Genomic DNA, 25,134 nt, shown 5'->3' with positions numbered 1-25,134 from the left:
CCCGCACCGCCGGCGCTTCAGGCCGGCGCTTGCGGAAGATCGCGGCCGGCCTGGCCGCCTCAGTCCGCCTTGATGCCGCGGCTCTGGATCAGCTTGCCCCACTTGTCACGCTCCTTCACCTCGAAGGCCGCCAGATCCGCGCCGAACAGGTTGCCCGGAGTGGCGCCGCCTTGCGCCAGCGACTGCTTCAGGGCCGGCGATTGCAGCGCCTGCTTCATCGCCGCGATCAGCTTGTCGACCACCGGCGCCGGCGTGCCGCGCGGCGCATACAGGCCCGACCATGCGGTGACTTCGAAACCGGGCAGGCCGGCTTCGGCCATGGTGGGCAGGTCGGGCGCGGCGGGGCTGCGCTCGGCCGACGTGACCGCGATGCCCCGCAGGCGGTCGCCCGACTTGAGCGCGGCCATCGAGCTGGGCAGGTTGTCCATCAGGATGTCGACCTGGCCGCCGATCACCGCGGGAATCGCCGCCGACGAGCCCTTGAATGGCACGTGCAGCATCTGCAGGCCGGCCATCGACTCGAAATAGGCGCCGGTCAGGTGCACCGACGAACCGATGCCGGGCGAGGCGTAGGAATACTTGCCCGGGTCTTTCTTCACCGCGGCCATGACGTCCTGCAGCGTGCGCCACGGCGAGCCGGCCGCGACCGCCATCACGTTGGGCGTGGACGCGATCATGCCCAGCGGCACCAGGTCGGTGGCGGGATTGAAGCCGATGTTGCTGTAGAGGAACTGGTTGACGCTCTGGGTGCCGACCGAACCCAGCACGATGGTGTAGCCGTCCGGCTGGGCGCGGGCCGCGGCGGCCACGCCCAGGTTGCCGGCGGCGCCCGGCTTGTTCTCGACCACGATGGACTGGCCCAGCGCCTGCCGCATGTGCTCGGCGATGGTGCGCGCGAAGATATCGGTGGTGCCGCCGGGCGGGAACGGCACGATCAGCGTAATGGGCCGCTGCGGCCACGTTGCCGCGGCCGCCGGCGCGGCCATGCCTGCCGCCATCGCGATCACGCCGGCGCACGCCGCGGCGGCGCCGGTCCCTGCACGAAACAACCTGCCCATCCTCTTTCCCCTTCGTGTGAAGTGTTCGATTGATCAAACGGAATCGGGTGCATCGGTACTTCGCGGTTCGACGCGGCCGGCCTCGCCATGGGCGGGGTGTCGCATCGTGGGCTGACGCCCGACGTGACCATACGGTCACTTTTTCCGCATTAGGAACCCGAGGCCCCGGCTTGTCAATCGGGAGAAGGAGGAGTCGGGCGTTATCCCTACTAAGGTTGGCTGGCCGGCTGCGCGCCGGCCGGCGCCACGCTCTGGCCCGCGCCCGGCCGATCGCCGGCCATCGGCGCGCCAGCGGCCTGGCCGCCGGCCGCGGCGCCGCCCTGCGCCGGCGCCAGCCCCTGCCAGCCTCCGCCCAGCGCGACGATCAGGTTGACGCTGGCAATCAGGCGGTTGCCATACAGGCTGAGCGCGCTGCGTTCATTGCTGAGCGCGGTGGCGTCGACCACCGCCACGCTCAGGTAATCGACCAGCCCGGCCTTGTACTGGTTCTGCATCAGCCGCAGCGATTCGCGCGCCGACTCCAATGCGCGGCGCTGCACCGTCTGTTCGTTTTCCATCACCCGCAGCTGGATCAGATAGTCCTCGACCTCGCGCAATCCTGTCAGCGCCGCCTGCCGGTACGCGGCCGCCTGCGCATCGTAGGATGCGCGCGCCTGCTCGACCTGCGCCTGGCGCGCGCCGCCATCGAAAATCGTCAACGCCAGCGCCGGCCCCAGCGACCAGAAGCGCGCCGGCGCGGTCAGCAGCTCGGCGAACTGGCCGTTGCGAAAGCCCCCGTCGGCGGACAGGGTCAGGTTGGGGAACCAGGCCGCCTGCGCCACGCCGATCTGCGCATTGGCGGCGGCGGCGCGGCGCTCGGCGGCGGCCACGTCGGGACGGCGCTCCAGCAGCTCGGACGGCAGGCCCACCGGAATCTGCGGCAGTTGCAGCGAAAACGGCGCCGGCGGCAGGCTGAAGCGCGACGGCGCCTGTCCCATCAGCACCGCGATGGCATGTTCGTACTGGCCGCGCTGCCAGTCCAGGTCGATCGACTGCGCGCGCGTGCTTTCGACCTGGGTGCGCGCCACCGCCACGTCCGACTGCCCCGCCACGCCGACGTTGTAACGGTTCTGCGTCAGCTGCAGCGACTTCTCGTAGGCCGCCACGGTGGCATCCAGCAGGCGCTTCTGCTCATCCAGCACGCGCAATTGCAGATAGGCCTGCACCAGGGCTGCCTGCGCGCTCAGGCGCGTGGCGGCCAGATCAGCCAGGCTGGCCGCGGCGCTGGCCTCGGAAGACTCGACGCTGCGGCGCACCCGCCCCCACACATCCAGTTCCCAACTGACGTTGCCGGTCAGCGAGTACTGGTTGGACACATTGCCGCCGCCGGCCGACGAGGACGACGAACCGTTGCCGCCGCCGCTGCCCGAGCGCGTCAGGCCGGCGCCCGCGCCCACCGTGGGGAAGAACCCGGCGCGCGCGCCACGCACCAGCCCCAACGCCTGCCGGTAGTTGGCCTCGGCCTGGGCGATGGTCTGGTTGGACGCATTCAGGTTGTCCACCAGTCCGTTGAGCGTGGCGTCATCGTAGACGCGCCACCATTGTCCGCGGTCGACGTCGTCGCGCGGTTCGGCCCGCTTCCAGCCTGGCACCTCGACCTGTCCTTCCTTGTAGGCCGCGCCCACGTCCAGCGCGGGGCGCTGGTAGTCGGGGCCGACGGCGCAGGCGGCCAGCGCCGCGCACAGCGCCAGCGTCAGGCCGGCGCGCGGCAGGAATGCGTGGGGAAAAAGCTTGGCGTTGCGGATCATGGTTGTTCTATCGAAGCGGCCCCGCCGCGCCGGGCGCGCCCGCGCGCGGCCCAGAGGCGGAAGCGGTCAAGGTAAAGATAGACCACGGGCGTGGTGTACAGCGTGAGAATCTGGCTCAGCACCAGCCCGCCCACGATGGTGATGCCCAGCGGCTGGCGCATCTCGACGCCGGCGCCGGTGGCCAGCACCAGCGGCAAGGCGCCGAATATGGCGGCCATGGTGGTCATCATGATGGGGCGGAACCGCGTCAGGCAGGCCTGGAAGATGGCTTCGCGCGGCGCCATGTGCTGGTTGCGCTCGGCCTCCAGCGCGAAGTCCACCATCATGATGGCGTTTTTCTTGACGATGCCGATCAGCAGGAACACCCCGATCAGCGCGATCAGCGTGAAATCGGTGCGCACCAGCAGCAGGGCCAGCAGCGCGCCCAGCCCGGCCGACGGCAGCGTCGACAGGATCGTCAGCGGATGCACGAAGCTCTCGTACAGGATGCCCAGCACGATGTACATCGTGACCAGCGCCGCCAGGATCAGCCAGGGCTGCTGCGCCAGGGTCTGCTGCAGCACCGCCGCCGTGCCCTGGAAACCAGCCTGGATCTGATCCGACGGCAGGCCGATGCGCGCCACCGCGGCATCGATAGCGGCGGTGGCCTGGCCCAGCGACACGCCCGGCGCCAGGCTGAACGACACCGTGTCGGCGACGAACAGGCCCTGATGCTGCACGCTCAGCGGCGCGTTGGCGTTCTCGAAGCGGGCGAAGGCCGCCATCGGCACCCGCGCGCCGGTCGAGGTGATGACCTCGACCTGCTTGAGCGACTCGATGTCCTGCGCGAACCTCTGGTCCACCCCCAACACCACGTGGTACTGGTTCAGCGGTCCGTACATCACCGACACCTGGCGCTGGCTGAAGGAATTGTTCAGCACCGTGGAAATGGTGGCCATGCTCACGCCCAGCCGCGTGGCGGCGTCGCGATCGATCACCAGGTTGATTTCGCGGCCCTTGTCCTCGACGTCGGTATCGACGTCGGTGATCTCGGGAACCTTCGCCATGGCCTGCTGCACCTTGGGCATCCAGGCGCGCAGCAATTGCAGGTCGCCGGACATCAGGGTGTAGTCATACGAGCCCTGGCTCTGGCGGCCGCCGACCCGGATGTCCTGCTGCGCCACCAGGAACATGCGCGCGCCCGGCATGTTCTGCAATCGCGCCCGCAGCCGGTTGATGACCTGGTCGGCCGATACCTTGCGTTCCCCCAGCGGCTTGAGCTGGATCTGCATGAAGCTGCTGTTGCTGCCGCCGCGCCCGCCCGCGTAGCCGGTCATGCTCTGCACCGCCGGATCGGCCAGCACCACCTTGCGCAGCGCTTCCAGCTTGGGCACCGTGGCCTGGAACGAGGTGCCCTGGTCCACCCGGAAAAAGCCCAGCAGCTGGCCGGTGTCCTGCTGCGGGAAGAAGCCCTTGGGCACGACGGTGTACAGGTACACGTTCAGGCCGACCGCCGCCGCCAGCACCAGCATCATCAGCCGGCCATGGGCCAGCGCCCACGCCAGGCTGCGGCGGTAGCCGTCCTGCATCCAGTCGAAGCCGCGTTCCGCCCAGCGCGCCAGCCGGCCGGGCGGCTTCGGTTCCTTGGGCTCGGCCTTGAGCAGGCGCGCGCACATCATCGGCGTCAGCGTCAGCGACACCACCAGCGACACCATGATGGATGCCGACAGCGTCACCGCGAATTCCCGGAACAGGCGCCCCGCCACCCCGCCCATCAGCAGGATCGGGATGAATACCGCCACCAGCGACAGGCTCATCGACAGCACCGTGAAGCCCACCTCGCGCGAGCCGCGCAGCGCCGCCCGCATCGGCGACATGCCGTTCTCGACGTGCCGCATGATGTTCTCCAGCACCACGATGGCGTCGTCCACCACGAAGCCGGTGGCCACGATCAGCGCCATCAGCGAAATGGTGTTGAGCGTGAACCCGCACAGATACATGATGCAGAAGGTACCGATCAGCGACACCGGCACCGCGACGCTGGGAATGATGGCCGCGCGCCAGCGCCTCAGGAACAGCAACACCACCAGCACCACCAGACCCACCGCGATGATCAGCGTCAGCTCGGCCTCGTGCAGCGAGGCGCGGATGCTGGGCGTGCGGTCCTGCGCCACGGTCAGCTGCACGTCGGCCGGCATCAGTGCCAGCAGCGTCGGCAATTGCGCGCGCACCGCGTCCACGGTCTCGATGATGTTGGCGTCGGCCTGGCGCCGCACGATCATCAGGATCGCGTTGCGCTGGTTGTAGAAACCGGTCTGGAACAGGTCCTCGACGGAGTCCTCGACCTTGGCCACGTCCGACACCCGCACCGGCGCGCCGTCGCGCCAGGCCACGATCAGCGGCCGGTATTGTTCGGCGCGGCTGAGCTGGTCGTTGACCATGATCTGCCAGTGGTACTGGTCGTTCTCCAGCACGCCCTTGGGCCGATTGGCGTTGGCATTGGCCAGCGCCGTGCGCACCTCGTCCAGCGACACGCCGCGATTGGCCAGCGCGCCCGGCAGCACGGTCACGCGCACCGCCGGCAGCGAACTGCCGCCCACCGTGACCTCGCCCACGCCATCGACCTGCGCCAGCTTCTGCGCCACGATGGTCGAGGCCAGGTCGTACATCTGGCCTTGGCTCAGGGTGTCGGACGTCATCGCCAGCGTCATGATGGGCGCGTCCGACGGATTGGACTTGTGGTACGTGGGGTTGCTGCGCAGGCTGGTGGGCAGCAGCGAGCGGGCGGCGTTGATGGCCGCCTGCACGTCGCGCGCGGCGCCGTTGATGTCGCGCGACAGGTCGAACTGCAGCGTCACGCGGGTCGAGCCCTGCGAGCTGCTGGAGGTCATCTCGGTCACGCCGGCGATGCTGCCCAGCGAGCGCTCCAGCGGCGTGGCGACGCTGGACGCCATGGTCTCCGGGCTGGCGCCCGGCAGGCTGGCCGACACCGAGATGGTGGGAATGTCCATCTGCGGCAGCGGCGCCACCGGCAACAGGAAGAACGACAGCATGCCCGCCAGCACGACCGCCAGCGACAACAGCGTGGTCGCCACCGGCCGGACGATGAAGGGCGCCGACAGGATCACGGCGCGCTCCCGGCGCGCGCCTCGCGCATGCCGCGCCAGCGCCGCGACACGCGGTCGAACATCAGATAAATCACCGGCGTGGTGAACAGCGTCAGCACCTGGCTCAGCAGCAGGCCGCCCACCATCACCAGGCCCAGCGGCTGGCGCAGCTCGGCGCCGGTGCCCGTGGACAGCATCAGCGGCAGCGCGCCGAACAGCGCCGCCAGCGTGGTCATCAGGATCGGCCGGAAACGCAGCAGCGCCGCCTCATGGATCGCCGCGCGCGGCGACAGGCCGCGCTTGCGCTCGGCGTCGAGCGCGAAGTCGATCATCATGATGGCGTTCTTCTTGACGATGCCGATCAGCAGGATGATGCCGATGATGCCGATCATGTCCAGCTCGGTGCCGCTGATCAGCAGCGCCAGCAGCGCCCCCACCCCGGCCGACGGCAGCGTCGACAGGATGGTGATCGGGTGGATATAGCTTTCGTACAGCACGCCCAGCACGATGTACATGGTGACGATGGCCGCCAGGATCAGCCACAGCGTGCTCGACAGCGAATTCTGGAACGCCAGCGCCGCCCCCTGGAAGCGCGTCTCGACGCTGGCCGGCATGCCGATCTCGGCCTCGGCCGCGGTGATTGCCTCGACCGCGGCCGACAGCGACGCGCCCGGCGCCAGGTTGAACGACACCGTCACCATCGGGAACTGGTCCAGCCGGTTCACCGCCAGCACCGTCTTGCCCTCGGTGATGCGGGCGATGGACGACAGCGGCACCTGCGCGCCGGTCGAGGTCGGCACGTGGATCTGCCCCAGCGCGGCCGGGTTCATCTGGAACTGCGGCTGCACCTCCAGCACCACGCGGTACTGGTTGGACTGGGTGAAGATGGTCGAAATCAGGCGCTGTCCGAAAGCGTCGTACAGCGCCTCGTCCACCACGGAGGCGGTGATGCCCAGGCGCGAGGCGGCGTCGCGGTCGATCTCGACCCAGGTCTGCAGGCCGTCGTCCTGCAGGTCATCGGTCACGTCCTTCAGGCCCGGCACCTGGCGCAGCCGGTCGATCAGCTTGGGCGTCCATTCGCTCAGCACCTTCAGGTCCGGATTGGACAGGGTCATCTGGTACTGGGTGCGGCTGACGCGGTCCTCGATGGTCAGGTCCTGCACCGGCTGCATGTAGACCGTCAGGCCGTCCTGCTTGCCGAAGGCTTGCTGCAGCCGCGCCATGACCGTGCGCAGGTCGCCGTTGCGCTCGGCCTGCGGCTTGAGCGCGATCTGCATGCGGCCGGCGCTGAGGGTGGCGTTGCTGCCGTCCACGCCGATGAACGACGACACCGCCTGCACGTCCGGATCCTCCAGCGCCAGCCGCGCCGCCGCCTGCTGGCGCTCGGCCATGGCGGTGAACGAAATGGACTGCGGCGCCTGCGTGATGGCCTGGATCAGCCCGGTGTCCTGCTGCGGGAAAAAGCCCTTGGGAACCAGGATGTACAGGAGCACCGTCAGCGCGAAGGTGGCCAGGGCCACCAGCAGCGTCAACGGCTGGTGCCGCAGCACCTTCTGCAGCATGCGGTCGTAGGCGGCAATGGTGCGGTCGATGAAGGCGCCGGTGACCTGGTGAAAGCGCCCGTGCTTCTGCTCGGATTCGGCACGCAGCAGGCGCGCGCACATCATCGGCGTCAGCGTCAGCGACACCACCAGCGAAATCAGGATCGACACCGCCAGCGTGATGGCGAACTCGCGGAACAGCCGCCCCACCACCTCGGTCATGAACAGCAGCGGGATCAGCACCGCGATCAGCGAGAAGGTCAGCGAGATCAGCGTGAAACCGATCTGCTGCGCGCCCTTGAGCGCGGCCTGCAGCGGCGTCTCGCCCTCTTCGATGTGGCGGGCGATGTTCTCGATCATGACGATGGCGTCGTCCACCACGAAGCCGGTGGCGATGGTCAGCGCCATCAGCGTCAGGTTGTTGATGGAGAAGCCGGCCAGGTACATGATGCCGAAGGTGCCCACCAGCGACAGCGGCACCACCACGCTGGGGATCAGCGTCGCGGTCAGGCTGCGCAGGAACACGAAGGTCACCATCACCACCAGTGCCACGGCCAGCAGCATCTCGAACTGCACGTCGGCCACCGAATCGCGGATGGTCTGGGTGCGGTCCGACACCACCGTCACGTCCAGCGTGGCCGGCAGCGCGGCGCGCAGCTGCGGCAGCAGCGCCTGGATGCGGTTGACCACGTCGATGACGTTGGCGCCGGGCTGGCGCTGGATGTTCAGCAGGATGGCCGGCTTGTCGCCGGCCCAGGCGGCCTGGCGCGTGTCCTCGGCGCCCTCGACCGCGCGCGCCACGTCCGACAGGCGCAGCGGCGCGTTGTTCTTGTAGGCGATGATCAGGTCGTTGTAGTCGGTCGGCGACTTGAGCTGGTCATTGGCGTTGATGGTGGTCGAGCGCAGCGGCCCGTCCAGGTTGCCCTTGGGCTGATTGACGTTGGCGCCCACCACGGCGGCGCGCAGGTCGGTCAGCCCCAGGCCATTGGCCGCCAGCGCCTGCGGATTGACCTGCACCCGCACGGCCGGGCGCTGCCCGCCCGCCACGCTCACCAGGCCCACGCCCGGAATCTGCGACAGCTTCTGCGCCACCCGCGTATCGACCAGATCGCGCACCTGCGGCAAGGGCATGGTGGGCGAGGTGATGGCCAGCGTCAGCACCGCCGCGTCGGCCGGATTGACCTTGTTGTAGGTCGGCGGCACCGGCAGGTCGCTGGGCAGCAGGTTGGATGCCGCGTTGATGGCGGCCTGCACCTGCTGCTCGGCCACGTCCAGCGGCAGCGTCAGGTTGAACTGCATGGTGATGACCGAGGCACCGCCCGAACTGGTCGACGACATCTGGTTCAGGCCCGGCATCTGGCCGAACTGCCGTTCCAGCGGCGAGGTCACCAGCGACGTCATCACGTCCGGGCTGGCGCCCGGATACAGCGTGGTCACCTGGATGGTGGGGTAGTCGACTTCGGGCAGCGCCGACACCGGCAGCATGCGGTAAGCGATGAAGCCCGCGATCAGGATGGCCACCATCGACAGCGTGGTGGCCACGGGCCGCAGGATGAACAGGCGCGACGGGCTCACGGGGCGGCCCCTCGATCAGCGCGTGGCGGGCGTGGTGCCCGCCGGCGCGCCCCCGCCCAGCGACTTGTCCTTGGCGGCGGGGATCACCTCGCCCCCGCCCACGACCTCGACCTTGGCGCCGGCGCGCAGGCGGTCGGTGCCCTCGGTGACGACGCGGTCGCCCGGCTGCAGGCCTTCGTTGACGGCCACCATGCCATTGTTGATGGCGCCCAGCTTGACCTGCCTGACCTGCACGGTATCGTCCGGCTGCACCAGGAACACGAAGGCCCCGGCCGAACCCTGCTGCACCGCCGCCGTCGGGATCGCGGTCACGCCCTTGCGCGTCAGGACGTGCAGGCGCACGTTGACGAACTGGTTGGGAAACAGGGCGTCATCCTGGTTGTCGAACCTGGCCTTGAGCTTGAGGGTGCCGGTGGTGACGTCGATCTGGTTGTCCAGCGTCTCCAGCGTGCCGGATGCGATGCGGCGGGTGTCGGCGCGGTCATAGGCCTCCACCGCCAGCGTGCGGCCCTGGGCCAGTTCGGCGCGCACTTCGGGCAATTGCGTCTCGGGCAGCGTGAACACCACCGAGATCGGCTGGGTCTGCGTGATCACCACCAGGCCGTTGGTGTCCGAACTGGACACCAGGTTGCCGCGGTCGACCTGGCGCAGGCCGAGGCGGCCGCTGATCGGCGCGGTGATGCGGGCGTAGTCCAGCTGCAGGCGGGCATTGTCGACATTGGCCTGGTCGCTCTTGATGGTGCCTTCGTATTGCCGCACCAGCGCGGCCTGGGTGTCGACCTGCTGCTTGGCGATCGAGTCCTGCTTGAACAGGGCCTGGTAGCGTTGCAGGTCGCGGCGCGCGTTTTCCAGCAGCGCCAGGTTCTGCATCTGGGTGCCGCGGGCCTGGTCCAGCGCCACCTGGAAGGCGCGCGGGTCGACCTGGGCAAGCAGGTCGCCGGCCTTGACCCGCTGCCCTTCCTGGAACGGCACGTCCACCAGTTCGCCGCTGACGCGGCTGCGCACCGTGACGGTGTTGTAGGCGGTGACGGTGCCGAGCGACTTGAGATAGATGTCGATGTCCTGCGTGACGGCGCTGGCCACCCGCACCGGCACCGCCATATTGGCCATCGCCGCGGCCATGTTGGGCCGCCCGCCCGCGCCCGGGCGTCCGCCGCCGGCATTGCCTGGCGCGGTCGCGGGCCGCAGCGCCCACCAGGCGATGCCGGCCGCCACCAGCAAAAGCACCGCCAGCCCGATGATTCTGCGGCGGGTCCAGCGGGAAGGCGACGAAACGGGGCGGCTATCGGACATGGGAAACGGTTCCGGCACTGACGGAGAAAGCCGTATTGTGACCTAGACGGCCGACATTTCCGTCATTGTCCGTTGCCGCTGAAATAGGCCGCAACAGGAATCGGGGCGGTATCGCCCCCCCTGGCATTGCGTCAGGGTCAGGAGTTGCAGAGGGTCATCTGGAACGGGATGCTGCGGGCCACCTGCTGGGGCTTGAACTCGCCGTCCTGGGTCGAAAAGCGGATCCAGATCATGTACTTGTTGGCGCTGATCTCAGGGAACACGCCCTGGTCGGGGTCGATCCAGACGCGCAGCAGCTGGTATTGCTTGCCGCCCAGCATCTGCTGGTAGGCGCCCTGCTCGGCCACGATGTCGGCCTTGCGGCCGGATTCGCGCAACAGGCGCAGGGCCAGGGTCAGGCCGTCGTGCAGGGCAATGAAGGGCGCCAGCCAGGCCTGCAGGTCGGCGCAGCGCGCCGCTTCCGGCTTGTGCTGCCAGGCGTAGTACGACGGCATGTCGACCTGGGTGGCGCCGCCCGGCACCGACAGGCGGCCCCGCAGGCTGGTGAGCCATTCGTTCTCGCGCAGCGACTGGCCGGTCTTGCCGGGCGCGGCCAGGGCCGCCACCACTTTCTCGAGTTCGCGCAGCATGCCTTCGAGCGCGTCCTGCGCCACCCCGGGATGATCGCGCAACCCCACCAGCGCCACGCGCTGGCGTTCGAGATCCTGCAGCACCGCGCCTTTCACGTCGGTGCGTTCGCACACGTCGAGCAGATCGAACAGCGAACTGACCGCGACCTGGTGCTGCCGTGAATCCCCCTCGCGGGCAAAGAAGAACAACCTGTCGAACAGGTATTCAAGCCGCAGGTAAGCGCGAATGCGCTCATTGAAGGGATATTCGAAAACGATCACGCTGGTAAACAGGCCCATCGGAGGTCGGCCCGCGGGCCGAGATTATTCAGGGGTGCCGGCCAAGCCCGGGGCTTGCCGGCCCGTCGTGGCCGCCAGCGCCAGCCAGCGGTCATGCAGGGTCTTCGCCTGCGCGCGCAATTGTTCGGGTGATGTCGCGCCGCCATTGTCGATGACGTCGTCCGCGACTTCGAGCCGACTCGCCCGCGCAGCCTGTGCCGCCATGATACGCCGGATGGCTGAGTCCGTCAGCCCGCTGCGCGAACGCACGCGCGCCACCTGCGTTTCCGGATCGCAGTCGACCACGCAGATGCGGTCGACCCGGTCGCGCCAACGCGCGATCGACTCCACCAGCAGCGGCACCACGAATACCAGGTAGTGCCCGTGGGCGGCCTCGGCCTGGCGCTCGGTTTCCTGGCCGATGACCGGGTGCAGCACGGCTTCGAGGCGCTGGCGCACCCGTGGATCGGCAAAGGCGCGTTCACGCATCCAGTCGCGGTCGAGCGCGCCGGCAGGCGTCAAGGCGCCGGGCCCGAACTCGCGCTCGATGGCCGGCATCGCGGCGCCGCCGGCCGCCGTCAGCGCGCGCGCAATCTCGTCGGTGTCGACGACCGCCGCGCCCCATTCGCCCAGCATGTCGGCCACGCGCGACTTGCCGGAGCCGATGCCGCCGGTCAAACCAATCTTGAACATAGTCTTCATCCCTCCGCGGCCCTGCCTCGGCCGGTTCCGCGCATCGCCTCCTGCCGGGCGGCGCTTCGCGCGCTCAGTGCAGCAACCATCCCAGGCCCTGCTCCCCGCCCAGCAGCAGCACGGCCACGCCCGCCAGCGCCAGATAGGGGCCGAACGGCAGCGCCTGTCCCCGGCTGGCGCGGCCACTGAGCGTCAATGCGCCGCCGACCACCACCCCCGCCACCGACGCGGCGAGCAGCAGCATCGGCAAGGCGCCGACGCCGAACCACGCGCCCAGCGCCGCCAGCAGCTTGAAATCGCCAAAGCCCATGCCCTCGCGTCCGGTCAGCAGGCGGAATGCATGAAAGATAACCCACAGGAACACGTAGCCAGCCACCGCGCCCACCACCGCCATCGACAACGGCGTGAACGCGTCGAACAGATTCACCAGCAGCCCGGCCCAGGCCAGCGGCAGGGTGATCGCGTCGGGCAGCAGGGTCGTCTCCAGGTCTATCCAGGCCAGCGCCACCAGCGCCGCCGACAAGCCCATGGCGCACAGCGCGATCGGCGTGGCGCCGAAGCGCCAGGCGCAGGCGGCGAACAGGATGCAGGTCATCGACTCGATGGCCGGATAGCGCCAGCCGATCGGCGCGTGGCAGGCGGCGCAACGGCCCCGCAGCGCCAGCCAGCCCAGCAGCGGCAGGCGCCGCCAACCGGTGACCGGCGCCTGGCAGGCGGGGCAGTGGGCCGCCGGCGCCAGCAGGCCGTAAGCGGCGGCGGACCGCGGCTTGCCGGCCGCCTCCTGGCATTGCGCCTGCCACTCGTGCTCCATCATGCGCGGCAGACGATGGGTCAGGCGCGTCAGCCAGCCCCCCGCGAACAGGCCGGCCAGCGCGGCCAGCGCGACGAACGGCGCCAGCGGCACGGGAAAGACGTGCCACAAAGTCGTCATAAGCGGTCCCTCGGCGGCCGTTGTCCGGTCTCGACGCCGGGGCGGCGGGCATGAGGCCCGGGGCCGTGTCGTAATTTGTGCATAAAGTGCCGGCAACGCCTTTCTGGGTGAGGGGGGATCGTATCGAATCTTCGCATAAGTGCGTAAAATCGGAGACAGACTCAACTTACGGATCAGCTGCCATGGCCGCGCGCGTCGAAATCCTTACCCGCCCCCGCAAACTCAGCATCATGGGGCTGCTGCTAGCGGGCACGGCGCTGGGGGCCGCGGGGTGTGCCCAGCAGCGCACCGAAGGCTATTACGATCCTCCCGTCGAAAGCACGGTCACGGACGCCCAGTACCAGGGGTCCGGCGCCGGCTACCGCACGGTGCTGCGGGCGCCGTCGCAGGTGCAGATCGCGCTCAAGCCCGACCAGAAGAAGACGCCGAGCCAGACGGCCGCCGCGGCCCAGGGCGCCGCCACCACCGAAGACGGCCAGGCCGTGCCGGAAGGCGCCGACAGCGGCTCGGTTTCCTCCGGCGCGGCGCCGGCCCCCGTGGCGCCGGCCTCTGCCCAGAGCGCCGCGGCCAACAGCCTGGTGCCGCAACCGCAGACCTACATGGGCACCCTGCCGTGTTTCTCCCCCGCCATGCAGTGCACGGCGCAGCGCGTCACGCTGACGCTGGCACCCAATGGCCGCTGGCGCGGTCGCACGGCCTACCTGGAAAACGACCCCAAGAAGGCCGCGCCGGTGGTCGAGCAAGGTTGCTGGGACGCCACCGACGAACGCCCGCCGCGCGTCATCCTGCTCGACGGCCAGGGCAACGTGCGGGTCGAATTCGTCGTCGCCGCCAATAACGTGCTGCGCGTGCGCTCCGTCGCCGGCCAGACGCCGAACCTGAACTACAACCTGACCCGCCAGCCGGACCTCGATCCCATCGACGAGCTGGCCAAGGCCAAGGCGCCCCAGTGCCCCTGAACCCGGCAGGCCGGATCCGCCCGGCCTGAACCGAAGACCTGCCACCACAGGGCCCGTCGGACACCCCGTCCGCCGGGCCCTGTGCTTTTCGGTTGGCAGGAACGCCGCGCATGCTCCAGTCGAATGTAAGCGTCTACTTACTCCAAAACCCTTTGTTTATGAGACTCGCCGAACAATCGGAGATGATCACATCGATCGGCGTGGCCGCCACCGCGTAGCCCGCGCCGGTTCGCGCCGGCTCCGCCGACGCCGCCGGCCCGGCCGGCGCCTGGCCCTCGCCCGGCGCGCCGCAGCCCGCCACCGGGGACAGGCCCTGCCGCGCGTAGGCGCACAGGCGGCACGCCAGCTGCATGGCGTTGCGCACCCCCAGCTTGGCGAAGATGCGGGCGCGATGGGCTTCGACGGTGCGCAATGAAATGGCCAGGTCGATCGCGATGACCTTGTTGGGCTGCCCGGCCGCGACGTAGGCGACGATCTCGCGCTCGCGCGGCGTCAGGGTGGCCAGGATGACAGGGAGATCGGGATGGGGGACGGGCATGGGACTCTATGTTCTGCAATGAAGACTTGCAGAGAGTCTGCCGTGCCGAGGCGGGCGGCGTAAGCTGGCAATTTTGCCAGGGGGCCGGGCGCGGCACGGCACGGCGTAGCCGGCCCGGCGCGGCCTCAGGCCGTGTAGGACAGCTCCAGGTTGTCGATCAGGCGCGTCGCGCCCAGCTTGGCGGCGGCCAGCACCACCACCGGCTCGCCGGCCTGCAGGTCGGCGGCTTCCGGGCGCTTGAGGTCGCGCTGGCGGCGCAGGGCGATATAGTCCACCTTCCAGCCGCGATCGGTCAGGTGCTGGGTGGCCTCGCGTTCCAGCTCGGCGGCGTCGCGCTCGCCGGCCGCCAGGCGCTGGCCCACGTTCCGCAGCGCGGCATAGAGAGCCGGGGCCTCGGCGCGCTCGGCGTCGCTCAGGTAGCGGTTGCGCGAGGACAGCGCCAGGCCGTCGTCGGCGCGCACGGTCTCGTGCGCCAGCACTTCCACCGGCAGCTGGAACTGGCGGCACATGTTGCGCACCACCATCAGCTGCTGGTAGTCCTTCTTGCCGAACACCGCCACCCGCGGCTGGACACAGGAGAACAGCTTGAGCACCACGGTGCTGACGCCGGCGAAGAAGCCGGGGCGGAACTCGCCTTCGAGGATGTCACCCAGGTCGTCCGGCGGCTGCACGCGGTAATTCTGCGGCTCGGGGTACATCTCGCGTTCGTTGGGCGCAAACAGCACGTAGACGTCGCGCTCGCGCTCGAGCTTCTCGATGTCGGCGGCCAGGGTGCGCGGGTATTGGTCGAAATCCTCGTTCGGCCCGAACTGCAGGCGGTTCACGAAAATACTGGCGACCACCGGATCGCCGTGCTGGCGCGCCAGCTTCATCAGCGCCAGGTGGCCTTCGTGCAGGTTGCCCATGGTGGGCACGAACGAGACACGGTTCTGGCCGCGCAGGTGGTCGCGCAGTTCCTGGATGGTGTGGACGACTTTCAAGGGGAATCTCCGGGGTTGGGCGCACAGCCCGGGGGGGGGAATCGGATCAGGCCGCGACCGCCGCGACGCTGGTGTAGGCCAGGCGCACGTAGATGGGCGCGTAGGGCTCGGCCTGGGTGATTTCCAGCAGCGACTCGCGCGCCAGTTCCAGCATGGCGATGAAGTGCACCACCACCACCGCGGCCGGCGCGCCTTCGCGCACCCGTTCCATGAACAGGTCGCCGAACTCCATGAAGCGCACGTCGTTCAGGCGCCGCAGGATGTGCGTCATGTGATCGCGCACCGACAGCTGTTCGCGGGTGATGTGATGGTGCTGGTTGAGCTTGGCCCGCTTCATGATGTCGGCCCACGCGGCGCGCAGGTCGTCCACGCTGACGTCGGGCAGCATGCGCTCGACGCTCAGGTCGGCGACCGCGTGGCTGCTGACGAAGTCGCGGCCCAGCTGCGGCATGGCGTCGAGCTTCTGCGCGGCCAGCTTCATCTGTTCGTACTCGAGCAGGCGGCGCACCAGCTCGGCGCGCGGATCCTCGGGCTCTTCGCCGGTGTCGGTCTTCTTGACCGGCAGCAGCATGCGCGACTTGATCTCGATCAGCATGGCCGCCATCAGCAGATACTCGGCGGCCAGTTCGAGGTTGTGGATGCGGATCTGCTCCACGTACGACAGGTACTGCCGCGTGACATCCGCCATGGGGATGTCCAGCACGTTGAAGTTCTGCTTGCGGATCAGGTACAGCAGCAGGTCCAGCGGCCCCTCGAAGGCCTCGAGGAACACCTCCAGCGCGTCCGGCGGGATGTACAGGTCCGTCGGCATCTGGAACAGCGGCTCGCCGTACAGGCGCGCGAAGGCGACGCTGTCAACGGTATCGGGCGTGCTGTCGACGGGCGGTTCCACTAGCGCGGCCAGGGCGTCGCCCGGGACGGAGGGGTTGTGGGCCATGGCTGCCGCAACGGTATCAGTCGGCCTGATACACGTACGGCTTTTGCGGCACGCGGGCCGCGCGGAAGCCTTCCAGCAATTCCGCGTCCTGCGGCTTGTCCCAGAGACGGGCGCGGCCTTCACGCTGGCGCTCTTCGGTGCCAGGATGCGACTGCTTGTAGTCTTTCAGGAACTTGGTGATCTCGGATTCGTAGTTGGTCGCCATGGCACCAATTTCAGTGGGTTTCGGATGCCGCCAGTTTACTGCACCCGGGGCCGAGACCCGGCGTTACAATCTTCCAGGTCCCTCCGCCCTCCTCCGCCATGTCCGCAGAATCAGCAGCCGCAGCCAATCCCGCTCCTCCCTCGACCCCGGACGCGGCACGCGCGGCGCGCATGATTCCCTTCATCGTCGGCTGCGCGCTGTTCATGCAGATGCTGGACGCAACCGTAGTGGCGACCGCCCTGCCGGCCATGGCCCGGGCCCTGGGATCAACCCCGGTGCGGCTGAACGTGGCCATCACCTCCTACCTGCTGTCGGTGGCCGTGTTCGTGCCCGTCAGCGGCTGGGCCGCCGACCGCTACGGCGCGCGCCGCGTCTTCATCGCCGCCATCGGCCTGTTCACCCTCAGCTCCGTGGCCTGCGCCCTGTCGCAGGACCTACCGCAGCTGGTCGTCTCCCGCGTGGTGCAGGGCATGGCCGGGGCCATGATGGTGCCGGTGGGCCGCATCATCCTGCTGCGCACCGTGCCCAAGCAGGACCTGCTCAAAGCCATGTCGTTCCTGTCGATCCCGGCGCTGCTGGGGCCGGTGATCGGGCCGCCGCTGGGCGGTTTCATGGTCACGTACATGTCGTGGCACTGGATCTTCCTGATCAACATCCCCATTGGCGTGCTCGGCATCGCGCTGGTGCTGCGCTACGTGGCCGAGATCAAGGAAGAATCGGCGCCGCGCCTGGACTGGCTCGGCTTCCTGCTCAGCGCGGTGTGCCTGGCCACGCTGGTCAGCGGCTTCGAGGCCATCGGCCGCGACGTCATGCCGCTACCGCTGCTGCTGGGCCTGATCGCGGTCGGCATCGCCTGCGGCCTGCTCTACGGCTGGCATGCGCGCCGCACCGAACACCCCATCATCGATCTGGCGCTGATGCGCATCCCGACCTTCGCCATCTCGACGCTGGGCGGCAACCTGTGCCGCTTCGCGGTCGGCGCCACGCCCTTCCTGCTGGCCATGCTGCTGCAGGTGGGCTTCGGCCTGTCGCCGTTCTCGGCCGGCCTGATCACCTTCGCCAGCGCCGCCGGCGCGCTGCTGATGAAATTCGTCGCCACGCCCATCGTCAGGCATTTCGGCTTTCGCCGCGTGCTGACGGTGAACGCGGTGCTGACCGGCGCCTTCATCGTGGTCTGCGCCACGTTCACGCCGTCCACCCCGGTCTGGCTGATGATCGCCATCCTGCTGATCGGCGGCTTCTTCCGCTCGCTGCAGTTCACCGGCGTAAATACGCTAACCTATGCCGACATACCCCCGGCCAGGATGAGCCGCGCCAGCAGCTTCGCCGCCATGGCGCAGCAACTGGGCATCAGCCTGGGCGTGGGCGTGGCCGCGGTGACCCTGAACATCAGCATGACCCTGCGCGGGGCCGAAACGCTGGCGGTCGGCGACGTGATCGCCGGCTTCATCGTCATCGGCCTGATGTGCGCGGCTTCGGCCTTCTCCTTTAGACGCCTCGACCCGCTGGCCGGGGCACACCTGAACGGCGCCAAGAACAGTGACGACGAATGAATTTATCCTGGCCCTGGACCAGGGCACGACCAGCTCCCGCGCCATCGTGTTCGATCGCGACGGCGTGGTGCGCGGCATCGGCCAACGTGAATTCCGCCAGCACTACCCGCGACCGGGCTGGGTCGAGCACGACCCCGGCGAAATCTGGCACAGCCAGCTGGACGTGGCGCGCGAGGCCTTGCGCAACGCCGCCGCCAGCGCCGCCGACGTAGCCGCCATCGGCATCACCAACCAGCGCGAAACCACCCTGATCTGGGAGCGCGCCAGCGGCCGCCCGCTGGCCCGCGCCATCGTCTGGCAGGACCGCCGCACCGCGCCCATGTGCGACCAGCTGCGCCAGGACGGCCACGCCGACTTCCTGCAATCGCGCACCGGGCTGGTGCTGGACGCCTATTTCTCGGGCACCAAGCTGGCCTGGCTGCTGGATCACGTGCCCGGCGCGCGCCAGAAGGCCGAGCGCGGCGAACTGGCCTTCGGCACCGTCGACACCTGGCTGATCTGGCAGTTGACCGGCGGCGCGGTGCACAGCACCGACCCCAGCAACGCCTCGCGCACCATGCTGTTCGACCTGCATACGCAGGACTGGAACGACGAGATCCTGGCGCTGCTCAACATTCCGCGCAGCGTGCTGCCATCCATCGCGCCCAGCAGCGCGGTGGTGGGCGAAGCCCTGCCCGAATGGCTGGGCGGCTCCATTCCCATCGCCGGCGTGGCCGGCGACCAGCAGGCCGCCACCTTCGGCCAGGCCTGCTTCAAGCCGGGCATGGCCAAGAACACCTACGGCACCGGCTGCTTCATGCTGATGAACGTGGGCGACAAACCGGTGCAGTCGCGCAACCACCTGCTGTCCACCGTCGGCTGGGGCATGCCCACCGCGGGCCAGGACGGCTGGCGTGCGGCCTACATGCTGGAAGGCGGCGTATTTGTCGCCGGCGCCGCGGTGCAATGGCTGCGCGACGGCCTGGGCATCATCCAGCGCTCCGAGGAAATCGAATCGCTGGCCGCCAGCGTGGCCGACACCGACGACGTCTTCATGGTGCCGGCCTTCGCCGGCCTGGGCGCGCCGCACTGGGACCCCTACGCCCGCGGCACATTGGTCGGCCTGACGCGCGGCACCACCCGCGCCCACATCGCCCGCGCCACGCTCGAATCCATCGCGCTGCAGAGCGCCGAACTGCTGACCTGCATGAACGGCGACAGCGGCATCGCGCTGACCGAGCTGCGGGTGGACGGCGGCGCCGCCCGCAACGACCTGCTGATGCAGATGCAGGCCGACCTGCTGGGCGTGCCGGTGGTGCGCCCGCGGGTGCCGGAATCGACCGCGCTGGGCGCGGCCGGGCTGGCCGGCCTGGCGGTCGGCTTCTGGTCGGGGCAGGACGAGTTCGCCTCCAAGTGGCAGGCCGAGCGCACCTTCGAACCGGCCTGGCCGGACTCGGTGCGCGAGGCCCGCATGCGGCGCTGGCGCCAGGCGGTGGAACTGTCCAAGGGCTGGTCCAACACGGCCAAGTGATGGCCGGCCGGGCGGTCCTCGCCTCGCCCGCGCCAACGGCGGCTCACGGCCGCCGCGCCTGCGCCTGCATCACCCGCAACGCCATGCGATAGCCGGCGAACAGATAGAACGCATTGCTGTTCATCAGCAGCCACGCGCCGGCGCCGCCCAGCAGCGCGACCACCGGGCCGACCGCGCGCATGTCGCCCTGCGACCAGGCGATCAGGCCCAGCGCGCCGGCAGTGGCCAACGCCAGCGCGGTGCGCTTGAGCAGCACCAGCCCCAGGCTGTAGCCGCCCATGAACGCCACCACGCCGATCGCCAGCGCCAAGGCCGTGACGGCGCAGGCCAGCACCAGCGCGAAGGCGGCCAGGGCCGGCCCGGCCGGCCGCAGCAGCAGGCTCAACAGGCCGATGCCGACACCGATGCCGCCGACCATCGTCAATACGGCCAGCGCCAGCGGCGACCACAGCCCCGGCGGCGCGGCGCGCGCATCCATCTCGGCGACGAAGCGGTGCATGGCCGCTGACGTGTCCGGCGCGCCCGCCTCGTCCCGCAGCGCCGCCTCCAGCCGGCGGCATTGCGCGATCAGCGCATTCAGTCCGGGCCCGGATGGCGCCATCAGAGCCTCGTCACGCCCGGCGCATGTTCCGCCACCGTGTTGCGCAGCGCGGCCATCGCCTCCTGCACGGCGGTCGGCCTGAATGCGTCCTCGCGCCAGTACATGGCCACCGAGCCGAAGCCCGACAGCCGCACCGGGATGATGCGCATCGCCTTCATCTGCGTGAAGCGCAGCGCGGCGCGATGCGAGGCCACGCCGATCATGTCGCTGTTGTTGATCAGGGTGAGGTTGATGGTGACCGAATTGGATTCGACATGATCGGCCGGCGGCGCCTGGCCGGCCGCCGCCAGCGCGGCGTCGACCGCGTTGCGGATCGGCGTGCCCTTGGGCCACAGGATCCAGCGGTACGACAGCAGTTCGGGCCAGCCCGGCTGCTCCAGCGCGAACAGGGGATGGCGCGGCCGCGCCACCAGATGGATCGGCTCCAGGTACAGGGCCTCGAAGCGGATGGCCGGATCATGATGCTCGGGCGCCGAGCGGCCCACCACGATGTCCAGGTCGCCCTGCGCCAGTTGCGCCAGCAGGCGGTCGGTGGTGCCCTCCACCAGCTTCACGCGGGCCTGCGGCATGCGTTCGAGCAGCTTCATCACCGCCAGCGGCACGGTGTCCGACGCGGACGCGCCCGAGGCGCCGATCACCACCCGTCCGCCGCCGCCCTCGCGCAGCGCGGCCATGTCGGCGCTGGCGCGGTCCAGCTGCGCCTCGACCCGCTGCGCGTGCGCGATCAGCACGTCGCCATGCGGCGTCGGCCGCAGGCCGCGCGCATGGCGCTCGAACAGCGGCAGGCCGATGTCGTCCTCCAGATCCTTCAGCCATTTCGACAACCCCGGCTGGGTCGTGTTGAGCATCGCGGCCGAGTGGCTGATGTTGCGGGTCTGGGCCAGGCTGAGGAGCATTTTCAGGTTGCGCAGGCGCAACCGGTGAGTCCAGTCCATGGAGTCCCCTTTGGTCTCTTATCCATATAGTTATTGGTATGGATAATAAGATAATTTCATTTCAAAACACATAGCTCGTTACGCATAATCGTCTCCATATCAGGCCCCGCCGCGCCCGCCGCGTCGGGCCCACAGAAGCCGGCCCCGACGCCGGCCCCAGGAGACAGACATGCCCGACGGTCACCCCCCCGGCGCGGATCGCGCCGCCTATTACGCGCGCATCGCCCAGAAGCACATGGCCCCGCTGTGGGAGTCGCTGCACAACCTGGTGCCGCGCCAGCCCGCGCCGCGCTGCGTGCCCGCCATCTGGAAATACGACGAGGTGCGCGACGACGTGCTGGCTTCCGGCTCGCTCATCAGCGCCGAGGAAGCCGTGCGGCGCGTGCTGATCCTGGAGAACCCGGGCCTGCCCGGCCAGGCCAGCATCACGCAGAGCCTGTACGCCGGCCTGCAACTGATCCTGCCGGGCGAGATCGCGCCCAGCCACCGCCACACCCAGTCGGCCCTGCGTTTCATCGTCGAAGGCCGCGGCGCCTACACCGCCGTCAATGGCGAGCGCACCACCATGCATCCGGGCGACTTCATCATCACGCCGTCCTGGACCTGGCACGACCACGGCAACGCCGAGACCGTCGACGGCGGCGAACCGGTGGTCTGGCTGGATGGCCTGGACATCCCGCTGCTGCGCTTCCTGGACGCCGGCTTCGCCGAGAACTATCCGTCCGCCACCCAGCCGGTCACGCGTCCCGAAGGCGACAGCATGGCGCGCTACGGCCACAACATGGCGCCGGTGCGCCACCGCGCCACCAGCGGCACCTCGCCGATCTTCAACTATCCCTACGAGCGCAGCCGCGAGGCGCTGGACGCGCTCTACCGCCATGGCGAGCTGGACCCCTGGGACGGCGTCAAGCTGCGCTACCTGAACCCGGCCACGGGCGGCTACCCCATGCCCACCATGGCCACCTTCATGCAGCTGCTGCCGGCCGGCTTCCAGGGCAAGGTCTATCGCAGCACCGATTCCACCGTCTACAGCGTGGTGGAAGGCCGCGGCATCGCCCGCGTCGGCGACGCCGAATTCCATTTCGGCCCGCGCGACGTGTTCGTGGCGCCGTCGTGGCAGCCGGTGCAGCTGGCGGCGCTGGAAGACGCCACCCTGTTCAGCTATTCCGACCGCCCGGTGCAGGACGCGCTGGGCCTGTGGCGCGAAGAACGCACCGCCTGACGCGGGCGGGCCGCGGCGCCCGCCCTCCCCCTTTCCGTTCCGCCTTCAAAGGTTGATTCATGTCTTACGTGTTTGCTCCCGCCGACCCCGTCGCCGTGCCCGTCGCCGGCAGCCCGGATCGCTTCCCCGTGCGCCGCGTCTATTGCGTCGGCCGCAACTACGCCGCCCACGCCCGCGAGATGGGCTTCGATCCCGACCGCGAACCGCCCTTCTTCTTCTGCAAGCCGGCCGACGCCGTGGTGCCGGTGGCGCGGGACGCCACGCTGACGCTGCCCTATCCGTCCGAGACCGCCAACTTCCACTATGAAATCGAACTGGTGGCGGCCATCGGCAAGGGCGGCGCCAACATCGCGGTCGACGCCGCGCTGGAACACGTGTGGGGCTACGCCGTCGGCCTGGACATGACGCGCCGCGACCTGCAGATGAAGATGCGCGAAGCCGGCCGCCCGTGGGAACTGGGCAAGGCCTTCGACCAGAGCGCGCCGATCGGCCCGCTGGTGCCCGCCGCGCAGGCCGGCGACATCCACCGCGCCGGCATCTGGCTGCAGGTCAACGGCGCCGACAAGCAGCGCAGCGACATCGGCAAGCTGATCTGGTCGGTGGCCGAGACCATCGCCTACCTGTCCCGGTACTTCCGCCTGGAAGCCGGCGATCTGATCTATACCGGCACGCCCGAAGGCGTGGGCCCGGTGGTGCGCGGCGACACGATGGTCGGCGGCGTCGACGGCCTGGGCACGCTAAGCGTGCGGATCGCCTGAGGAAGCCCGCCCATGCAACTGCACAGCTTCTTCAACAGTTCCACCTCGTATCGCGTGCGCATCGCGCTGGCGCTCAAGGGTCTGCCGGTCGACATCGTGCCGGTGAACCTGCGCAAACAGGAGCAGCGCGCCGCCGACTACGTGGCGCGGAACCCGTCGGCCGGCGTGCCGCTGCTCACGGAAGGCGATTTCCAGCTGTCGCAATCGCTCGCCATCATCGACTACCTGGACGCTACGCACCCCGAGCCGCGCCTGATCCCGGCCGCGCCGCGCGAACGCGCGCGGGTGCTGGAACTGGCCAACGCCATCGCCTGCGACATCCACCCGGTCAACAACATGCGCATCCTGCGCTACCTGCAGGAAGAACTGGGCGCCACCGAGGCGCAGAAGAACGCCTGGTACCACCACTGGATCCGCGAAGGCCTGACCGCGGTCGAGGCGCTGCTGGCGCGCCATGGCGGCGGCGCCTATTGCTTCGGCGACGCGCCGACGCTGGCGGACTGCTGCGTGGTGCCGCAGGTGGCAAATGCCCAGCGCATGGGCTGCGACCTGTCGGCCTATCCGCGCCTGCTCGGCGTGTACGACCACTGCCTTGCGCAGCCGGCCTTCCAGCAGGCCGCGCCCGGCAACCAACCGGACTACATCAAGTGACCTCGCAAGCATCCCCGGGCCAGGAGCCCGATACCCAGGGCGCGCCGCTGCGCGAATACACCGATCCGGACTACCGCCCGCTGTGCGCCAACCTGGCCGAAGTGCGCGCCAACATCGACCGCCTGGACGACCAGATCGTGCGCCTGATGGCCGAACGCGCCATGTACGTGAAGGATGCCGCGCGCTTCAAGCGCGACGCCTTCCAGGTCAGCGCGCCGGCGCGCCAGGCCGAAGTGTTCGAGAAAGTGCGGCGCCTGGCCGAGCGCCACAACCAGGGCTTCGAGAACCTGGACCAGGTGGTGGATGCGGCCTACCGCGCCATGGTGGCGGCCTTCATCGCCAATGAACAGACCTATTTCAACAATATGAAGATCGCGGGAGACAAGCATGCATAAGTCCTCAACCCTGGCGCGGGCGCGCACCGTCGCGGCGCGCGCGCTGGCGCTGGGGCTGATCGCGCTGGCGCCGTTGGGCGCGGCGCAGGGCGTCGACGCCTGGCCGTCGCAGCCGCTCAAGGCGCTGGTGCCGTTCGGTCCGGGATCCAGCCCCGACCAGGTGGCGCGCATCGTCGGCGAGAAGGCCGGCGCCATCCTCGGCCAGACCGTGGTGGTGGAGAACAAGCCGGGCGCCAGCGGCAACATCGGCACCTTCGCCATCGCCAACGCCAAGCCCGACGGCTACACCTTCGGCGTCTCGATCACCGGCCCGCTGGTGAACAACACGCTGCTGTTCGACAAGCTGCCCTACGCCCCCGCCACCGACCTGGCGCCGCTGACGCTGGCGGTGCACCAGCCCAACGTGCTGGTGGTGCCGGCCAACTCCGGCATCGACAACGTCGGCCAGTTGCTGGAGGCCCTGAAGAAGAACCCCGACAAGTACAACTTCCCCTCGCCCGGCGCCGGCACCGTTTCGCACCTGGCGGTGGAACTGCTGCTGCAGCGGATCGGCGCGCGCGCCACGCACGTGCCCTATCCGTCATCGCCGGCCGCGCTGACCTCGCTGCTGTCGGGCGACACGCAGTTCGCCGCGCTGCCGCCGATCGCGGTCATGAGCATGGTCAAGGACGGCCGCCTGAAGGCGCTGGCCGTGACCTCGTCCAGGCGTTCCACACTGCTGCCCGAGATCCCCACGCTGGCCGAAGTCGGCGTGCCCGGCATCGAGGGTTCGGCCTGGATCGGTTTCGTGATTTCGTCCAAGGTGCCCGCCGACATCCAGAAGAAGCTGTCGGACGCCTTGATCCAGGCGATCCGCGACCCCGAGGTGGTCAAGCGTCTGCAGGCGCAGTTCATGGACCCGGTCGGCGGCACGCCTGCCGAGTTCCGCGCCTACATGGACGATGAGCTCAAGCGCTGGGAGCCGCTGATCACCAAGCTCGGCATCAAGGGCCAGTAGGCCGGGACCGCAAGACGGGCCAGCCGGCCCGGCATTTCGCAA

22 protein-coding genes are annotated in these 25,134 nt (G+C 69.3%); 8 read left to right on the top strand and 14 right to left on the bottom strand.

What is annotated here, in order from left to right; genetic code table 11:
- Positions 1 to 59: 59 nt before the first annotated feature.
- From ACUTAG_RS17330 to ACUTAG_RS17295, 8 genes are all read right to left on the bottom strand, one after another.
- The gene (locus ACUTAG_RS17330) at positions 60 to 1,058 is read right to left on the bottom strand and encodes a Bug family tripartite tricarboxylate transporter substrate binding protein (protein WP_148317630.1); all 999 of its coding nucleotides are present in this window, start codon (positions 1,056 to 1,058) and stop codon (positions 60 to 62) included.
- A gap of 209 nt (positions 1,059 to 1,267) precedes the next feature.
- Positions 1,268 to 2,845 carry an efflux transporter outer membrane subunit gene (locus ACUTAG_RS17325; RefSeq protein ID WP_240294716.1) on the bottom strand — a complete coding sequence of 526 codons (1,578 nt, stop codon included), beginning with the start codon at positions 2,843 to 2,845 and terminating at the stop codon, positions 1,268 to 1,270.
- Positions 2,842 to 5,952, bottom strand: coding sequence for a multidrug efflux RND transporter permease subunit (locus ACUTAG_RS17320; RefSeq protein ID WP_058665359.1), 3,111 nt, complete (start codon positions 5,950 to 5,952; stop codon positions 2,842 to 2,844). The genes ACUTAG_RS17325 and ACUTAG_RS17320 overlap by 4 nt, the downstream gene beginning before the upstream one ends.
- Positions 5,949 to 9,047 carry an MdtB/MuxB family multidrug efflux RND transporter permease subunit gene (locus tag ACUTAG_RS17315; protein WP_148317632.1) on the bottom strand — a complete coding sequence of 1,033 codons (3,099 nt, stop codon included), beginning with the start codon at positions 9,045 to 9,047 and terminating at the stop codon, positions 5,949 to 5,951. The genes ACUTAG_RS17320 and ACUTAG_RS17315 overlap by 4 nt, the downstream gene beginning before the upstream one ends.
- A 15-nt stretch (positions 9,048 to 9,062) precedes the next feature.
- Positions 9,063 to 10,340: an MdtA/MuxA family multidrug efflux RND transporter periplasmic adaptor subunit gene (locus ACUTAG_RS17310; RefSeq protein WP_035200201.1), complete on the bottom strand. Its 1,278-nt coding sequence runs from the start codon at positions 10,338 to 10,340 to the stop codon at positions 9,063 to 9,065.
- 137 nt (positions 10,341 to 10,477) lie between these two features.
- A complete protein-coding gene (zapD, locus tag ACUTAG_RS17305) occupies positions 10,478 to 11,230 on the bottom strand; it encodes a cell division protein ZapD (RefSeq protein ID WP_026383627.1) in 753 nt (250 codons plus the stop codon).
- Between the two features lie 42 nt (positions 11,231 to 11,272).
- Positions 11,273 to 11,920, bottom strand: coding sequence for a dephospho-CoA kinase (gene coaE / locus ACUTAG_RS17300; protein WP_006386940.1), 648 nt, complete (start codon positions 11,918 to 11,920; stop codon positions 11,273 to 11,275).
- 73 nt (positions 11,921 to 11,993) lie between these two features.
- Positions 11,994 to 12,851, bottom strand: coding sequence for a prepilin peptidase (locus tag ACUTAG_RS17295; protein WP_020925331.1), 858 nt, complete (start codon positions 12,849 to 12,851; stop codon positions 11,994 to 11,996).
- A gap of 182 nt (positions 12,852 to 13,033) precedes the next feature.
- Between ACUTAG_RS17295 and ACUTAG_RS17290 the strand changes: the two genes are divergently transcribed.
- The gene (locus ACUTAG_RS17290) at positions 13,034 to 13,810 is read left to right on the top strand and encodes a copper resistance protein NlpE N-terminal domain-containing protein (protein WP_148317634.1); all 777 of its coding nucleotides are present in this window, start codon (positions 13,034 to 13,036) and stop codon (positions 13,808 to 13,810) included.
- Positions 13,811 to 13,943: 133 nt separating this feature from the next.
- On the opposite strand, the gene ACUTAG_RS17285 is transcribed toward ACUTAG_RS17290, so the two are convergent.
- From ACUTAG_RS17285 to ACUTAG_RS17270, 4 genes are all read right to left on the bottom strand, one after another.
- Complete coding sequence (locus ACUTAG_RS17285) at positions 13,944 to 14,348, bottom strand: response regulator transcription factor (RefSeq protein ID WP_148317636.1); 405 nt, start codon at positions 14,346 to 14,348, stop codon at positions 13,944 to 13,946.
- Between the two features lie 125 nt (positions 14,349 to 14,473).
- Positions 14,474 to 15,328 carry a pantoate--beta-alanine ligase gene (gene panC / locus ACUTAG_RS17280; RefSeq protein ID WP_060720760.1) on the bottom strand — a complete coding sequence of 285 codons (855 nt, stop codon included), beginning with the start codon at positions 15,326 to 15,328 and terminating at the stop codon, positions 14,474 to 14,476.
- 46 nt (positions 15,329 to 15,374) lie between these two features.
- A complete protein-coding gene (locus tag ACUTAG_RS17275; protein WP_024067627.1) occupies positions 15,375 to 16,265 on the bottom strand; it encodes a segregation and condensation protein A in 891 nt (296 codons plus the stop codon).
- 16 nt (positions 16,266 to 16,281) lie between these two features.
- The gene (locus ACUTAG_RS17270) at positions 16,282 to 16,470 is read right to left on the bottom strand and encodes a DUF3460 family protein (RefSeq protein WP_006386935.1); all 189 of its coding nucleotides are present in this window, start codon (positions 16,468 to 16,470) and stop codon (positions 16,282 to 16,284) included.
- A 98-nt stretch (positions 16,471 to 16,568) separates the two neighbouring features.
- On the opposite strand from ACUTAG_RS17270, the gene ACUTAG_RS17265 reads away from it, so the two are divergent.
- Positions 16,569 to 18,023 (top strand): DHA2 family efflux MFS transporter permease subunit, encoded by a 1,455-nt coding sequence (locus tag ACUTAG_RS17265; protein WP_446650252.1) that lies wholly within the window; start codon positions 16,569 to 16,571, stop codon positions 18,021 to 18,023.
- Entirely contained in the window at positions 18,010 to 19,533 is a 1,524-nt protein-coding gene (gene glpK, locus ACUTAG_RS17260) for a glycerol kinase GlpK (protein ID WP_429927867.1), read from the top strand. The genes ACUTAG_RS17265 and glpK overlap by 14 nt, the downstream gene beginning before the upstream one ends.
- 43 nt (positions 19,534 to 19,576) lie before the next feature.
- Here the strand turns inward: glpK and ACUTAG_RS17255 are convergent, their stop codons facing one another.
- Positions 19,577 to 20,134 (bottom strand): hypothetical protein, encoded by a 558-nt coding sequence (locus ACUTAG_RS17255; RefSeq protein ID WP_006386931.1) that lies wholly within the window; start codon positions 20,132 to 20,134, stop codon positions 19,577 to 19,579.
- Positions 20,134 to 21,069: a LysR family transcriptional regulator gene (locus tag ACUTAG_RS17250; RefSeq protein WP_006386930.1), complete on the bottom strand. Its 936-nt coding sequence runs from the start codon at positions 21,067 to 21,069 to the stop codon at positions 20,134 to 20,136. The genes ACUTAG_RS17255 and ACUTAG_RS17250 overlap by 1 nt, the downstream gene beginning before the upstream one ends.
- A gap of 169 nt (positions 21,070 to 21,238) precedes the next feature.
- Between ACUTAG_RS17250 and gtdA the strand changes: the two genes are divergently transcribed.
- From gtdA to ACUTAG_RS17225, 5 genes are read left to right on the top strand one after another with little or no spacing between them, the layout of a single operon-like run.
- The gene (gtdA, locus tag ACUTAG_RS17245) at positions 21,239 to 22,291 is read left to right on the top strand and encodes a gentisate 1,2-dioxygenase (protein WP_020925339.1); all 1,053 of its coding nucleotides are present in this window, start codon (positions 21,239 to 21,241) and stop codon (positions 22,289 to 22,291) included.
- A gap of 59 nt (positions 22,292 to 22,350) precedes the next feature.
- Entirely contained in the window at positions 22,351 to 23,049 is a 699-nt protein-coding gene (locus ACUTAG_RS17240; RefSeq protein WP_047993004.1) for a fumarylacetoacetate hydrolase family protein, read from the top strand.
- Between the two features lie 12 nt (positions 23,050 to 23,061).
- On the top strand, positions 23,062 to 23,700 hold the full coding sequence (gene maiA, locus ACUTAG_RS17235) for a maleylacetoacetate isomerase (protein ID WP_006386926.1): 639 nt from the start codon (positions 23,062 to 23,064) through the stop codon (positions 23,698 to 23,700).
- Complete coding sequence (locus ACUTAG_RS17230; protein WP_047993005.1) at positions 23,697 to 24,095, top strand: chorismate mutase; 399 nt, start codon at positions 23,697 to 23,699, stop codon at positions 24,093 to 24,095. The genes maiA and ACUTAG_RS17230 overlap by 4 nt, the downstream gene beginning before the upstream one ends.
- On the top strand, positions 24,088 to 25,092 hold the full coding sequence (locus tag ACUTAG_RS17225; RefSeq protein ID WP_148317638.1) for a Bug family tripartite tricarboxylate transporter substrate binding protein: 1,005 nt from the start codon (positions 24,088 to 24,090) through the stop codon (positions 25,090 to 25,092). Before ACUTAG_RS17230 ends, ACUTAG_RS17225 begins: the two co-directional genes overlap by 8 nt.
- The last annotated feature ends 42 nt before the right edge of the window (positions 25,093 to 25,134 follow it).

Source organism: Achromobacter sp. CSND-B12 (assembly GCF_052906545.1).
Note: the sequence above shows the minus strand (reverse complement) of the source record. Positions and strands in the feature narration are given on the sequence as shown.